The following is a 13,617-nucleotide window of genomic DNA, read 5'->3' on the forward strand; positions in this document are numbered from 1 at the left end:
GGAGGTCAGGTGTCATCATCCGTACAACCCGAGTCCGGCCAGCCGATCATTCTTTATGATGGACAATGCAAGCTGTGCAATGCCTGGGTGATTTTTCTGCTGCGCCACCGCCTGCCGCGCGATTATCACTTTGCGGCGATCCAGAGCGAGCGCGGCAAACAGCTGCTGCAGCGCGCCGGATTACCGCACGATAACATCCGCACCATCGTGTTACTGCGCGATGGGCAGCACTGGCTGCGCGCGCAGGCTATCTGTCGCATTATGCACTCGCTGCCCTGGCCGTGGCGCGCCTGCGGCGTTCTGCGTTATCTGCCGGACGGGCTCACTAATCTGATCTACAACCTGATTGCCCGCAATCGCTATCGCCTGTTTGGCCGTTATGACCAGGTGCACGCGATTGAAGCAGATTATCCGGGACGATTTCTGACCGACTAAAGACTGACGCGCCGGCCCTGCGCATCAATCACCACCTCACCATCCTCTTTAGTAAACGGACCGCGCTGCGCATCGGGCAGGATATCCAGCACCTGCTCAGAAGGACGGCACAGACGCGTTCCCAGTGGCGTCACCACAATCGGGCGGTTGATGAGAATCGGCTGCGCCAGCATGACATCCAGCAGCTGCTCATCGCTCAGCGTTTCACGTGCGGGCCCCAGCGCCTGCCAGGCGTCGGTGTTTTGACGCACCAGCGCGCGCAGGCCAATCCCCATGGCGTCGATCAATTGCTGCAGCGTTTCACGCGTGGGTGGCGTAACCAGATAAAGCACAATGGTGGGCTCGACGCCGCTGTTGCGAATCAGTGCCAGCGTATTGCGCGAGGTGCCGCAGTCCGGGTTGTGATAGATCGTAATGTTAGTCATTGTCAGTCTCTTAACGGTCAAAGGGAAAGGCGCAGCGCCAGCGCTGCCAGCGTCACGGCCAGCACCGGTAACGTCAGGGTGATGCCGACGCGAAAATAGTAGCCCCAGCTGATGCGAATCTCTTTTTGCGCCAGCACGTGCAGCCATAGCAGCGTTGCCAGACTGCCAATCGGAGTGATTTTCGGACCCAGATCGCAGCCGATAATGTTGGCGTAAATCATCGCCTCGCGCACCACGCCCTGCGCCGTGCTGGCATCAATCGCCAGTGCACCCACCAGCACCGTCGGCATATTGTTCATGATGGAGGAGAGCAGGGCGCTGAAGAAGCCCGTGGCAAACGTTGCGCCCCACAGGCCGATTGCAGAAAAACTATCCAGCAAGCCGGTAAGCCAGACGGTCAGCCCGGCGTTGCGCAAACCATACACCACCAGGTACATGCCGAGCGAAAACACCACAATCTGCCACGGCGCGCTGCGCAGCACTTTACGCGTATCAATTACCTGACCCCGCCGCGCCACCAGCCACAGCATCAGTGCGCCTGCGGCGGCCACGGCGCTCACCGGTACGCCCAGCGGCTCAAGGGCAAAAAAGCCGACCAGCAACAAGAGCAGCACCAGCCATCCCGCGCGGAAAGTAGCTCGATCCCGAATTGCCGCCGCAGGCGACGTCAGCCGGGCGCGATCGTAGCTGAGCGGTAGCTCTTTGCGGAAAAACAGATGCAGCATCAGCAATGTCGCCAGCACCGCTGCGAGCGTGACCGGCACCATCACAGCGGCGTAATCGCCAAAGCCGAGCCGGAAATAGTCGGCCGAGACGATGTTAACCAGATTGGACACCACCAGCGGCAGGCTGGCGGTATCGGCGATGAACCCGGCCGCCATGACAAACGCCAGCGTGGCCCGCCGGCTGAAACCCACCGCCAGCAGCATCGCGATCACGATAGGCGTCAGAATCAGCGCGGCGCCGTCATTGGCAAACAGCGCGGCGACTGCGGCACCCAGCAGGATAATAAAGGAGAACAATTTTTTACCGCTGCCACCGCCCCAGCGCGCCACGTGCAGTGCCGCCCAGGCAAAAAAGCCGGCCTCATCAAGCAGCAGGCTGATGATGATCACCGCGATAAAGGTGGCAGTGGCGTTCCAGACAATCTGCCACACCGCCGGGATATCGCCGGGATGCACCACGCCCGTCAGCAGCGCCAGAAGCGCGCCGGCGCTGGCGCTCCAGCCAATGCCCAGCCCGCGCGGTTGCCAGATCACCAGCAGTAAAGTAATGGCGAAAATAGTCCCTGCCAGTAACATGTTTCCTCCGGAAAGTCAGGTTGTGTTCGTTTCATATATGGAAAATCGAATATGTATGGGTAAAATTTTTTACAGACACACCGCCCGGCCATCGGTGGTCAGCTGGTCGCGCTGCACCGGCAGCAGCAGGGCATAGATCGCATCGCGCTGACATTGCCATGCCTGTTCGATCACCGTCGCTGCCCACACCGGCATATGTGGCGAAAGGCGATAGTGGATCCACTTGCCGTCACGGCGATCGCTCAGCAAACCGCTGTTGCGTAACAGCGCCAGATGACGGGAAATCTTCGGCTGCGGCAGTTGCAGGATGGCAGACAGCTCGCACACGCACAGCTCCTGGCGTTCTTTCAGCAGCAGCACCAGCGTCAGACGCGTCTCGTCGGAAAGGTTTTTAAACAGCTGCAGTGGCGTTAGCGGCGACATAATACCTCCTGGATGGAAAGCCGATAGTGTCCTGCGGCGACGTGATGAAGTCAACTACATATGCGAAAAAAGAGATGTGTTAATTCTGTGATGCGCCAGGCTCACGGTGGGAGGCTTGAAGCCGGTCACAAATCTGTACTGTATTGCCCGCGGGCCTGAGCGGAGTAAAAACGGGGCTGGCTTTGTTAACTCATTGTTAATATTGGGGGCGGCCCGTTTCCGGCAGCGATTAATGCGTCAGACGCATCACGCCATGCGTTTATTGCGCTTATTAACCTTAACGTTCTGATCCAGTCTTCCGAAGCAGGCGCGATTGATAACAGCGCCAGGGACAAACTGGAGATACTTATGCATTCCTCTGCCTTACCGATGACCACCCGAGCCCGGGTTGGCGCTATTTTCCGCGTCACCTCCGGCAACTTCCTCGAACAGTTCGATTTCTTTCTGTTCGGTTTCTATGCCACCTATATCGCGCACACCTTTTTCCCCGCCAGCAGTGAATTCGCGTCGCTGATGATGACCTTTGCGGTGTTCGGTGCCGGCTTCCTGATGCGGCCGATTGGCGCGATTGTGCTGGGCGCTTATATCGATAAGGTTGGCCGGCGCAAAGGGCTGATCGTCACGCTGTCGATCATGGCGGCGGGCACCTTTCTGATCGTGCTGATTCCGTCGTACCAGTCGATTGGGCTGTGGGCGCCGCTGCTGGTGCTGATTGGTCGTCTGCTGCAGGGCTTCTCGGCCGGGGCTGAACTGGGTGGCGTGTCGGTTTATCTGGCAGAGATTGCCACACCGGGGCGCAAAGGTTTCTACACCAGCTGGCAATCCGGCAGTCAGCAGGTTGCCATCATGGTCGCGGCCGCGATGGGCTTCGCGCTCAATGCCGCGCTGGAGCAGAGCGCCATCAGCGCCTGGGGCTGGCGTATTCCATTCCTGTTTGGCTGCCTGATCGTGCCGTTTATCTTTATTCTGCGTCGCCGTCTGGAGGAAACGCAGGAGTTCAGCGCGCGCCGTCATCATCTGGATATGCGTCAGGTATTTAGCACGCTGTTGCAGAACTGGCCGGTGGTGATTGCCGGGATGCTGATGGTGGCGATGACCACCACCGCGTTCTACCTCATTACCGTCTATGCGCCTACCTTTGGCAAAAAGGTGCTGATGCTGAGCGCCTCGGACAGCCTGCTGGTGACGCTGCTGGTGGCGATCTCCAACTTTATCTGGCTGCCAATTGGCGGTGCGCTGTCGGACCGCTTTGGGCGTAAACCGGTGTTGCTGGCGATGACGCTGCTGGCGCTGGCGACCGCTTATCCGGCACTGACGCTGCTAGCGCAGACGCCGACCTTCAGCATGATGCTGAGCGTGCTGCTGTGGCTGTCGTTTATTTACGGCCTGTATAACGGTGCAATGATCCCGGCGCTGACCGAAGTGATGCCGGCAGAAGTGCGCGTCGCCGGTTTCTCGCTGGCCTACAGCCTGGCCACCGCGCTGTTTGGCGGCTTCACGCCGGTGGTCTCTACCGCGCTGATCGAATACACCGGCGACAAAGCGTCACCGGGTTACTGGATGAGCTTCGCGGCGATTTGCGCGCTGCTGGCGACGCTGTACCTGTATCGCCGCCGCGCGCTGACGTTGCAAACCGCGCGTTAAGCGTGCTGAGACTGTTCGATAATCAGCTTTTCCAGCTCCGCAGCGACGTAAGATTGCATACGTCCGCTGCGGCGAATTAATCCCACCGAACGGGTGACCTGTGGATCGGTCAGCGCCAGCTGGCGCAGCAGCGGATGCCCGTTCGCCGGCATCGACATCGCGGGCACGGCAGCAATGCCGATGCCCGCTTCTACCATCCCCAGCAGCGTCGTGACATGGCGCGTTTCGCAGATACTTTGCCGGGCGGGCCTAAGATGCGCCAGCGCACTGTCCAGCAGATTGCGGTTGCCGGACACTTTATCCAGCGCCACATAATCCTGCGCAAAATACTCCTGCCAGCTGAGCTGCTGGCGCGTCGCCAGCGGATGATCGTGGCGACAGGCGGCGACGTAAACATCTTCCACCAGCGGCGTGAAGGTGAGCTCCGGCGGTAGATTACGCGCAAAACAGATACCGAAATCGGCCTGTCCGCTGCTCACTGCATCCATCACGTTGCCGACGCTGCTATCAATCAGCTTGATGCGCACGCGCGGGTAACGCGCCTGAAAGCGGCGGATCACCTCCGGCATAAAATAGTACGCGCCCGAGGGCACGGTAGCGACGGTGATCAGGCCGGTGCGATCCTGGCTGGCGCGCTCGACGTCGGCCAGCATCGATTCGACATTATCCAGCAGCTGCTCCGAGCGCTGAGCAAAGTTCTGGCCATACAGCGTTAGCGTGACGCGCCGCGTGGTGCGGTCAAACAGCCGGGTGCCGAGCGCCGCTTCCAGCTTCTCAATTCTGCGGCTGAGCGCTGACTGCGACAGGCAGATTGACTCCGCCGCCAGACGAAAGTTGCCGTACTCCACCAGCGCGCGGAAGGCGTAGAGATCGTTGAGGTCAAAATTGACGGGCATAACCGCGACTATCCTGCGTAATAACGCCAGCACACTGCGCCGCTGACGTTAAAAAGTTGTTATAGCCGACGAGTGTAACAGGCTGCTGCGCGTTTCCGGCGGCGCAGAGGGAAAAAATCCGTTTTTAGCGCATCAGCGGCACTCAGCGCATCCAGTCAGCAATGAGCTGCCCGTAAATCTGCTCAGCCTCGCTCAGACGGCTCACCAGGCAGTATTCATCGGTCTGGTGCGCCTGCGTCGGCTCACCGGGACCGAGAATGATGCAGGGCGGATCGCCGAGCGCCGGCAGCAGCAGCGAGGCATCGGTAAAATAGGGCACGATACGCGCTTCCGCAGGTTGCTGCGTCACGTCTTCGCAGGCACGGTACACCGACTGAATCCACTGGTGCCGCTCCGGGCTCAGCACCGCCGGCAGATCGACCAGCGTGCTGATGTGCACGCTGTCACCGAGAAAGGTCGCCAGTTGCTGGCGAATCACCGCGTGTTGCAGGTTGGGCGCGCTGCGGATATCCACATCAAACGCGGCGCGGTCCGGCACCGAGTTAATGTTGAGGCCGCCCTCAATGCGGCCGACGTTCAGCGTCGGCTGTTTCATCAGTGGATGCGGCGCGCCCGGTGAAAAGTGACGAATTTTACCCAGCGCATCGGCCGCCAGGTAGATAGCGTTTATGCCCAGCTCCGGCATGGCTCCGTGCGCGGTTTTGCCACGCGTTTCGCAGCGCAGCCACAGCGCGCCTTTGTGGCCGATCACCGGCTGGTTGGCGGTCGGCTCGCCCACGATCAGCGCGCCAACCTCAGGCAACTGCCCGGCCGCGATCAGCGCCTGCGCACCGTGGCAGCCGGTCTCTTCACCGCCGGTCAGCAGCAGTACCACGCCGCGCCCGGCGGCAATCGCCGCTTTGTGCTGCACGCAGGCCAGCACAAACGCCGCTACCGCCGCTTTCATATCGCTGGCACCGCGCCCGTACAGCCGGTCGCCATCAATGTCGTGACCAAACGGATCAAACTGCCACGGCTGATTACCCAGCGGCACGGTGTCCAGATGGCCGGTAAAGGCCAGCGGTTTGCCCGGCATCTGGCCCGGCAGGCGGGCGATCAGGTTGGCGCGCTGCTCGCCAAACCCCGTCAGTTCGACCACGAAGCCCTGCTTCTGTAGCCACGCGGCGAGGAATTGCAGACAGGCCAGCTCATTGCCCGGTGGATTGATGGTGTCAAAGCTCAGCAGCTGCTGCGCCAGAGGCAGTGAGCGCGCTGGCATCAGTCACGCTCCGTCAGCCAGTCGAGACAGTTAATCCACAGCTGGCGATAGCCCGGCCAGCGGCTGAACTCTTCCGGCAGCCAGTGGGCTGACATGTCACTGGTCCACACCAGCGAGCGGCCTTGCTGATACTCGCGCACCGCCAGCAGCGGATGGCCGGTGCCCGCCACGGTGGCCAACAGCGTGCCTTCCGGCTGCATCTCCACTTCGTTGTAACCGAGCAGCCACGGCCAGTCGCCGGGAAGATCGGCAACCACTTTGTGTGACGTTGTCACCTCAGCGTAACTGCCTTCCGGCGTTTCGATACGGTCGTCCCAGGCCAGACAGCGCACCGGCAGCACTTTCTCCACCAGCGTATTGCGATAGCGTGCGCCGCCGTTAATTCCCTGAAAACTGTAATAACCGCCTACCATCATCAATGCGCCACCCGCGGCAACATAGTCGTGAATCAGCGCCAGGCGATTGGGCGTGCGCCGGCTTTTCAGCCAGGTGTCCGGATGCAGCAGCAGGGTATTGGCACCGATATCGGACAGAATAATCACGTCCCAGCGCTGCAAATCCTCCAGCGTCTGCGGAAAATCGGTGGCGGCGGCGTGGGCCGGCATATGCGTGACGGCATAGGCGCTCTCCTGCAGCGCGGCAAGAAAATCCGCCGCACCGCTGTGCCAGGTGGCGGTAGCAAACTGATCAAAGCCTTTTACGTGCGTTGCGGTACTGGTCCAGGATTCACCAACCAGCAAGACGTTCTTTTGCATGCCAACTTCTCCGTTTATCCGCCAAACACCCGTTGCGGATTAGTGATCATCAGGGTTTCGAGTTGTTCGCCGCTGACGCCATGACGTTTCAGGCGCGGCACAAAATGTTTGAGGATGTAGCCATAGCCGTGACCGCCGTAGCGCGTCAGCATGGTTTTCAGGAAGACATCCTGCGACAGCAAAATCTGCGGCAGATAACCGTCGTCGATCAGTGCGCAAATGGCGCGCGCGTTCTCCTCATCGGACGGTGACTGCGCCGATTCGTCGGCGTAGTAGTAGCTCATGCCGATCATGTCGTATTCGAGGAACACGCCGCGATCCGCCAGCTCGCGCTGGTAGGTTTTGTCGGCAAAGCTGGGGTTCATGTGACACAGCACGGTGTGGCGCAGATCGGCACCTTCCTGCGCCAGAATATCCAGCACCTTATGGCCGAGCCGTTCCCAGCCGGGCAGATGCACCTGAATCGGTACGCCGGTGGCCGCACTGGCGCGCCCGGCGGCACGCAGCGATTTTTCTTCATCGGGCGTGAAGCGGCTGGATATGCCGATTTCACCGATCAGCCCGGCCAGCACCTCCGGCTTCTCCGGCAGTCCGCCGAGGTCATAAATCAGCTTGTCGGTCAGCTGTTCCACGCTGATGGTTTTTACCCACTCCGGATGCGACGGCTCCAGATACAGGCCGGTGCCCATTACAATATTCAGGCCGGTGAGACGGGCGATGCGCTGCAGCGCTTTACCATCGCGGCCGATGCCGATATTGGTCGGATCGATCACCGTTTCGCCGCCCAGCGCGCGGTATTTCATCAGCTCGTCAATCGCGGTATCGACGTCAAACAGCTGGCAGTTGTCGCGACTCATCAGCGGGTTAAGCGACAGCTCGCCGAGGTTCTCGATGCGCACCGGCATTTCAGCAATGTGGCGGTCGCTACAGCAGCAGGGCGGCACCCATTTACCGGAGGCATCCAGTAAAATGTGCTCGTGCATCAGCGTGACGCCCATCTCCGCCACCGGCAGCGGACCGAGTACCGTCATCACCTGACCGCTGCTGACGCCGAGCGGCAACGGATCTGCATGGCGAAAAATTGATCCTTTCATGGGCTATCCTTTGGCGGGCGCGCGGCTCGGGTTGAGAATGCGGGTGTTGAGCCAGATGGCGAGCAGAATGATGGTGCCAGTGGCGATCTGGGTATAAAACGGTGAGATATGCGATAAAATCAGGCCGTTCTGGATAATGGCAATCGACAGCGCGCCGAGCAGCGTACCGATCACGGTTCCAAAGCCGCCAAACAGGCTGGTACTGCCCAGCACCACCGCCGCAATCACCTGCAGTTCAAAACCTTCGCCCTGGTTAGAGGAGCCGCTGCCGAGGCGCGCGGTGATGATCATGCCAGCCAGCGCCGCCGCCATGCCGCTGAGAATGTACACTTTCATGGTCACCGCTTTGGTATTGATACCGCTGCGCCGTGCGCCTTCCGCGTTGGCACCGATGGCGGTGACGTAGCGGCCAAAGCGCAGGTGATTAAGCACAATGTGACCCGCCAGCAGCACCACGATGCCGATCAGCGCCGGCATGGGAATCCCCAGCACCCAGGCGCGACCCATAAAGGTGAACAGGCTGTCAGCCGGCACCGGAATCGAATAGCCCTGCGTCACCAGCAGCGCGATGCCGCGCACCACTGCCAGCGTGGCCAGCGTGACGATAAATGCCGGTATTCCTTCCCAGGCGATAAAGAAGCCGTTGATAGCACCCACCAGCGCGCCGAGCAGCAGCCCGCCCAGCAGCACTACCGGCCACGGCAGGCCCCAGTTATTGAGCGCAATGGCCGACAGCGCGCCCACCAGCGCCAGCGTCGAGCCGACCGACAAATCGATGCCGCCGGTAGTAATCACCAGCGTCATCGCAGTGGCGACGATCAGCAGCGGCGCACTTTGCCGGATGATATTCAGCCAGTTGGTACTGGTAAGAAAGTTGCTGGTTATCAGCGAAAACACCACGCAGCAAAAGACAAAAAACAGCGCGATGCTCACCACACCCGAATGGTTATGCAACAAGCGGCGCGGCAGAGAGTGCTGGATCATGCGTGAACTGCCTAAATTCATGATGCTCATCCTGTTACCTCAGTGTGCTGCCGCGGACTGCGCGGTAAATTTCTCACCTACGATCAGGTTGACGATATCGCTCAGGCTGGTGTCCGCCACACGGCGGTCGGCCACGTTGGTGCCCTCGTACATCACCATGATGCGATCGCACACCAGGAACAGATCCTGCAGCCGATGGGTGATGAGGATCACGCTGACGCCGCGCGCCGACACGCGGCGAATCAGTTCCAGCACCGCTTCGACTTCCGCTACCGCCAGCGCGGCAGTGGGTTCATCCATAATCAGCACTTTAGGATCGAACGCGGCGGCACGGGCGATAGCAATGGCCTGACGCTGCCCGCCGGAGAGGTTACGCACCAGCAGACGGGTATCGGGAATCGAGATGCCCAGACCTTTCAGCATCTCTCGCGCCTGCGCATGCATTGTGGCCTGATCGAGAAACGGCACGCCGAGGATGCGTCTGGTCGGTTCGCGGCCCATGAACAGGTTACCGGCCACGTCGACCGTGTCGCACAGCGACAGATCCTGATAAACCATTTCGATATGGCAACGGCGCGAATCCGCCGGATTGCTGAAGTGCTGCTGTTCGCCATCAATGCGGATCGCGCCACTGGTAGGGATCACCGCGCCGGACAGCACTTTGGTCAGCGTCGATTTGCCGGCGCCGTTGTCGCCCACCAGACCGAGCACTTCACCGGGGGCCAGCTGCAGATTGACACCGCGCAGTGAACGAATTGAGCCGTAGGTTTTGGTGATGTTAATCATCTCCACCCGGGCCGGAAGAGCTTGTAATTGCTGCATTGGATCACTCCCATCAACGCCTGTGGGAAATGTTTAGCCGGTCGCGAAAAAGAGGCTATCTAACACGATTTACAATCTAGTAAACCGGTTTACCTGTCAGATAAACCCTTAACTCACAGCAACAGGGTAAACGCTACAATGATATTTACTCGCCAGGTATGACATTGCAGCATCCATGCCAGCCTGAATAACAGGCACTGCACTCGCGGCTAACTTGTTGTAATACATCGTATGTTATGTAATCAGCAAGTAAACCGGTTTACTCACTATACCGCTAACGGAAAAAATCGCTCACTTTTTGCGCCATGATTGTGCAGTTTTGCCTCATTTTGGGACATCGCTAACAAATCCCACCGAATCGCGACCGATCCATTCCACCGGTAAACGTGTCTCCATCGGGATGCTGCTGTCGTTGTTGAGCAGGCGCAGCATGATGCTCACCGCCGTGTGGCCCAGCTGGCGCGCTGGCTGGCGGATGGTGGAGATACGCGGCTGGGTCAGATCGCTGTAGTTGGCGTCATCGAAGCCGACCAGCGACAGTGCCGCCGGTGCCTGCAGGCCGATGGCGCGCAGACCGTCGAGCAGTCCCAGCACCAGATAGTCACTGGCGGCGAACACGGCGCTAGGGCGCGGCGTGCAGCGGAACAGGTGCTGCAACGCCTGCTGACCAAATTCGCGTTCGTAGTTGCCATACATCACCCATTGCGGCGGTACGGTTAAACCGGCCTGCTGCATCGCGGTGCAAAAGCCAAGATAGCGTTCGCGCACGCTCATCAGCTGCTCCGGGCCGCCGATAAACGCAATCTGCGTGTGCCCGGCGGCGATCAGCTGCTCGGTGGCCATGCGGCCACCCTGCACGTTATCTGCAAAGACCTTCGGCACGTTACTGCCGGGAATGTCTTCATCCAGCAGCACCACATGGCGCTGCCGCTGAATTTCATCGCGCAGCAGGCCGTTGTCCGGCCGGTTGGTGGTGAACAGCAGGCCATCTACCTGGCGCGTATCCAGCCAGCGGATAAACTGCGCCTCTTTGTCCGGGTTGTTACGCGTGATGCACAGCACCAGACTGTAACCGTGCGCTGACGCCGCTTCTTCGGCGGCATCCGCCAGTTCGGCAAAAAACGGGTTAGTGATATCCGGCAGCACCAGGCCCAGGGTTTCGCTGCCGCCTTTGCTTAAACGCCGCGCAAGAGAATTACCGCGATAGTCCAGCGTGCGGATCGCGCTTTCAATGCGGTCAACGGTGTCCTGCGGCAACACAATACTGTGATTCAGATAGCGTGACACCGTGGCTTTTGACAGGCCAGCCAGCTTTGCCACGTCAGATAACAACACGCGTTTTGTACTCATCCATTCCGCCATGTTTGCCGGGGTGGCTTATCTGTAACACAGTTAAGCGCGACTAATACAGCGCTTTCCCGATTGCATTGCTGGAGAAATAAACACTTGACAAAAAAATTCGTCGGGCGAATTGTATAAAGCGTTTACCGCAGTACCGGGATTAACTTCCCAACCCGACATTGTTTTTTTTCACCCCGCACTCCCAGTGGATGGGATGCCGAAAAAGACAACGCCGGCGGCATCAAAACACGGCATTATCGCCGTGCTCAGAATCATTGAACTGATATTTACCTGCCAAAAAAAACGCTCAGCGGTACGTCGCTGAGAAGCGCTGGTTATTATTATTCCCGACGAGGAACTCAATGATGTCATCTTTCAGCGGAAAACTGCGTTCACTGTTCATTGCGAGTGGTTTACTCGCCGCAGGTTCATTATGCGTTCAGGCTCATGCCGCACCCACTTATGCGTTAGTCCAGATTAATCAGCAGGCGCTTTTTTTTAACCTGATGAATCAGGGCGCGCAGGAAGCGGCCAAAGCCAGCGGTAAACAGCTGGTGATTTATAACGCCAATGATAATCCCGTGGCGCAAAACGATGCGATTGAAAACTATATTCAGCAGGGAGTGAAAGGCATTCTGGTGGATGCAATCGATGTCAACGGTATTATGCCAGCGATAAAAGAAGCCGCAGCGGCGAATATTCCGGTGATTGCGATTGATGCCGTATTGCCTGCCGGTCCGCAGGCAGCGCAGGTGGGCGTAGATAACCTCGAAGGCGGAAAAATCCTTGGTAAATACTTTGTCGATTATGTTGCGAAAGAGATGGGCGGCAAAGCGCGACTGGGAATTGTCGGCGCGCTCAATTCGGCCATCCAAAACCAGCGTCAGAAAGGTTTTGAAGAGACGATTAAAAGCAACAGCCAGATAACGGTCGCCGATGTGGTCGATGGCCAGAATATTCAGGACAACGCCATGACCGCTGCCGAAAACCTGATTACCGGCAACCCGGATCTCACCGCGATCTATGCCACCGGCGAGCCGGCGCTGCTGGGTGCCATTGCCGCAGTAGAAAACCAGGGACGGCAGAAGGACATCAAGGTATTCGGCTGGGATCTGACGGCAAAAGCCATCAGCGGCATTGACGGTGGCTACGTTACCGCCGTGCTGCAGCAGGATCCGAAGAAAATGGGTGAAGAAGCGCTGAAAGCGCTGAATAGCCTGACGGCCGGCAAAACCGTGAGCAAAACCATTCTGGTTCCGGCCACGGTGGTGACCAAAGCCAACGTCGATAGCTACCGTTCGCTGTTTAAGTAACCGCCAGGCGCAGACGCGAACGTCTGCGCCCGGGCTTAGCGCTGTGCCAGAATACGTTGTAATTCATCAGCATCGGGAAACGCGTTCAGCGTGCCAGTGCGACTGACGGTGATCGCCGCCGCCGCGCTGGCATGCTGCAGCGCCAGCAGGTCGGGCGCGACGCCGCGCAGCAGGGCAGACGCCAGCAGCACGGCGAGGAAGGTGTCACCGGCGCCGGTGGTATCGACGGCCGCGACGTTGATCGCCGGGCAGTACACGCGCTGATTGCCGCGTATCAGCAGCGCACCGGCAGCACCCTGGGTAATTACCAGCGTGTTAACGCCGGCGGGTTGCAGCAGATCGGCTTCCGGTTGATTGACTACCGCGATGTCAATCAGTGGCCAGAGATCGGCGAAGTCCGGATTGACCGGCGAAGGATTAAATACCGTGGTTAAGCCGTGCGCTTTTGCCCAGCTAAATAACCGGCGGGTTTTATCCGTAGAAAAATTGCCCTGCTGCAGCAGAATATCGCCGGCAGCGGCATCGGCTAAGTAAGCCAGGATAATATCCGCTGCCAGCGCGTCGGCCGCGGCGGTGGTAGTAATAATGGCATTATCGCCATCGCTGCTATTAAAAATAATTGAGGTGTCACTGTGAGCAGACAAAAACTGAGGCGGCAGTAAGGTTAATTTCTCGTGCCGGATGCGTTCGCGGATCCACTGGCCGTTAATATCATCGCCGGTGGCGCTAATTAAGCGCGTATCGATGCCGCAACGCGAAAGTATGATTGCCTGATTGGCACCTTTGCCACCGATATCCTGCGCAATTTTTTTGCCATGAATTGAGGCGCCTTTTTCAGGGAGTTGATCGATGGACCAGGTTTCATCCACCACAATATTGCCTGCAACATAGACACGCATAGTTTTCTCGTTAATAAGGTGAAAGAG

14 protein-coding genes are annotated in these 13,617 nt (G+C 58.9%); 3 read left to right on the forward strand and 11 right to left on the reverse strand.

Going from position 1 to position 13,617, the window contains the following annotated elements:
* Nucleotides 1-9: 9 nt before the first annotated feature.
* Nucleotides 10-435, forward strand: coding sequence for a thiol-disulfide oxidoreductase DCC family protein (locus tag AC6I7J_RS20305; RefSeq protein ID WP_021509469.1), 426 nt, complete (start codon nt 10-12; stop codon nt 433-435).
* Here AC6I7J_RS20305 and arsC read toward each other — a convergent pair.
* From arsC to AC6I7J_RS20320, 3 genes are all read right to left on the reverse strand, one after another.
* Entirely contained in the window at nt 432-860 is a 429-nt protein-coding gene (arsC, locus tag AC6I7J_RS20310; RefSeq protein ID WP_498007439.1) for an arsenate reductase (glutaredoxin), read from the reverse strand. The genes AC6I7J_RS20305 and arsC overlap by 4 nt on opposite strands.
* A 17-nt stretch (nt 861-877) precedes the next feature.
* On the reverse strand, nt 878-2,161 hold the full coding sequence (locus AC6I7J_RS20315) for an arsenic transporter (protein ID WP_498007440.1): 1,284 nt from the start codon (nt 2,159-2,161) through the stop codon (nt 878-880).
* Between the two features lie 69 nt (nt 2,162-2,230).
* Nucleotides 2,231-2,584, reverse strand: a complete 354-nt coding sequence (locus AC6I7J_RS20320; protein WP_498007441.1) for a metalloregulator ArsR/SmtB family transcription factor — start codon at nt 2,582-2,584, stop codon at nt 2,231-2,233.
* A 348-nt stretch (nt 2,585-2,932) separates the two neighbouring features.
* Between AC6I7J_RS20320 and AC6I7J_RS20325 the strand changes: the two genes are divergently transcribed.
* Nucleotides 2,933-4,228: an MFS transporter gene (locus AC6I7J_RS20325; protein WP_021509465.1), complete on the forward strand. Its 1,296-nt coding sequence runs from the start codon at nt 2,933-2,935 to the stop codon at nt 4,226-4,228.
* Here AC6I7J_RS20325 and psrA read toward each other — a convergent pair.
* The 7 genes from psrA to AC6I7J_RS20360 form a co-directional block, all read right to left on the reverse strand.
* Nucleotides 4,225-5,124 carry an L-proline-binding transcription factor PsrA gene (gene psrA, locus AC6I7J_RS20330; protein WP_498007442.1) on the reverse strand — a complete coding sequence of 300 codons (900 nt, stop codon included), beginning with the start codon at nt 5,122-5,124 and terminating at the stop codon, nt 4,225-4,227. The two genes, AC6I7J_RS20325 and psrA, sit on opposite strands and share 4 nt — an antisense overlap.
* Before the next feature lie 142 nt (nt 5,125-5,266).
* On the reverse strand, nt 5,267-6,382 hold the full coding sequence (locus tag AC6I7J_RS20335) for a M20 family metallopeptidase (RefSeq protein WP_498007443.1): 1,116 nt from the start codon (nt 6,380-6,382) through the stop codon (nt 5,267-5,269).
* Nucleotides 6,382-7,137 carry a glutamine amidotransferase gene (locus AC6I7J_RS20340; protein WP_150360247.1) on the reverse strand — a complete coding sequence of 252 codons (756 nt, stop codon included), beginning with the start codon at nt 7,135-7,137 and terminating at the stop codon, nt 6,382-6,384. The genes AC6I7J_RS20335 and AC6I7J_RS20340 overlap by 1 nt, the downstream gene beginning before the upstream one ends.
* Before the next feature lie 14 nt (nt 7,138-7,151).
* Nucleotides 7,152-8,231, reverse strand: coding sequence for a phosphotriesterase family protein (locus tag AC6I7J_RS20345; RefSeq protein WP_132463775.1), 1,080 nt, complete (start codon nt 8,229-8,231; stop codon nt 7,152-7,154).
* 3 nt (nt 8,232-8,234) lie between these two features.
* Nucleotides 8,235-9,236 (reverse strand): ABC transporter permease, encoded by a 1,002-nt coding sequence (locus tag AC6I7J_RS20350; RefSeq protein ID WP_166719223.1) that lies wholly within the window; start codon nt 9,234-9,236, stop codon nt 8,235-8,237.
* An 18-nt stretch (nt 9,237-9,254) separates the two neighbouring features.
* Nucleotides 9,255-10,001, reverse strand: coding sequence for an ATP-binding cassette domain-containing protein (locus AC6I7J_RS20355; protein ID WP_021509459.1), 747 nt, complete (start codon nt 9,999-10,001; stop codon nt 9,255-9,257).
* 360 nt (nt 10,002-10,361) lie between these two features.
* Nucleotides 10,362-11,399 (reverse strand): LacI family DNA-binding transcriptional regulator, encoded by a 1,038-nt coding sequence (locus AC6I7J_RS20360; RefSeq protein WP_152390824.1) that lies wholly within the window; start codon nt 11,397-11,399, stop codon nt 10,362-10,364.
* A gap of 341 nt (nt 11,400-11,740) precedes the next feature.
* Between AC6I7J_RS20360 and AC6I7J_RS20365 the strand changes: the two genes are divergently transcribed.
* Nucleotides 11,741-12,691 (forward strand): ABC transporter substrate-binding protein, encoded by a 951-nt coding sequence (locus AC6I7J_RS20365; protein ID WP_058758765.1) that lies wholly within the window; start codon nt 11,741-11,743, stop codon nt 12,689-12,691.
* A gap of 35 nt (nt 12,692-12,726) precedes the next feature.
* Here the strand turns inward: AC6I7J_RS20365 and AC6I7J_RS20370 are convergent, their stop codons facing one another.
* Nucleotides 12,727-13,590: a PfkB family carbohydrate kinase gene (locus AC6I7J_RS20370; protein WP_498007444.1), complete on the reverse strand. Its 864-nt coding sequence runs from the start codon at nt 13,588-13,590 to the stop codon at nt 12,727-12,729.
* Between the last annotated feature and the right edge of the window lie 27 nt (nt 13,591-13,617).

The sequence above is a fragment of the Type-C symbiont of Plautia stali genome, assembly GCF_059730935.1.

Coding starts and splice junctions, on each gene's coding strand:
- arsC (WP_498007439.1), bottom strand. CDS start 860: ATGACTAACATTACGATCTATCACAACCCGGACTGCGGCACCTCGCGC.
- AC6I7J_RS20315 (WP_498007440.1), bottom strand. CDS start 2,161: ATGTTACTGGCAGGGACTATTTTCGCCATTACTTTACTGCTGGTGATC.
- AC6I7J_RS20320 (WP_498007441.1), bottom strand. CDS start 2,584: ATGTCGCCGCTAACGCCACTGCAGCTGTTTAAAAACCTTTCCGACGAG.
- AC6I7J_RS20325 (WP_021509465.1), top strand. CDS start 2,933: ATGCATTCCTCTGCCTTACCGATGACCACCCGAGCCCGGGTTGGCGCT.
- psrA (WP_498007442.1), bottom strand. CDS start 5,124: ATGCCCGTCAATTTTGACCTCAACGATCTCTACGCCTTCCGCGCGCTG.
- AC6I7J_RS20335 (WP_498007443.1), bottom strand. CDS start 6,382: ATGCCAGCGCGCTCACTGCCTCTGGCGCAGCAGCTGCTGAGCTTTGAC.
- AC6I7J_RS20340 (WP_150360247.1), bottom strand. CDS start 7,137: ATGCAAAAGAACGTCTTGCTGGTTGGTGAATCCTGGACCAGTACCGCA.
- AC6I7J_RS20345 (WP_132463775.1), bottom strand. CDS start 8,231: ATGAAAGGATCAATTTTTCGCCATGCAGATCCGTTGCCGCTCGGCGTC.
- AC6I7J_RS20350 (WP_166719223.1), bottom strand. CDS start 9,236: ATGAATTTAGGCAGTTCACGCATGATCCAGCACTCTCTGCCGCGCCGC.
- AC6I7J_RS20355 (WP_021509459.1), bottom strand. CDS start 10,001: ATGATTAACATCACCAAAACCTACGGCTCAATTCGTTCACTGCGCGGT.
- AC6I7J_RS20360 (WP_152390824.1), bottom strand. CDS start 11,399: ATGGCGGAATGGATGAGTACAAAACGCGTGTTGTTATCTGACGTGGCA.
- AC6I7J_RS20365 (WP_058758765.1), top strand. CDS start 11,741: ATGATGTCATCTTTCAGCGGAAAACTGCGTTCACTGTTCATTGCGAGT.
- AC6I7J_RS20370 (WP_498007444.1), bottom strand. CDS start 13,590: ATGCGTGTCTATGTTGCAGGCAATATTGTGGTGGATGAAACCTGGTCC.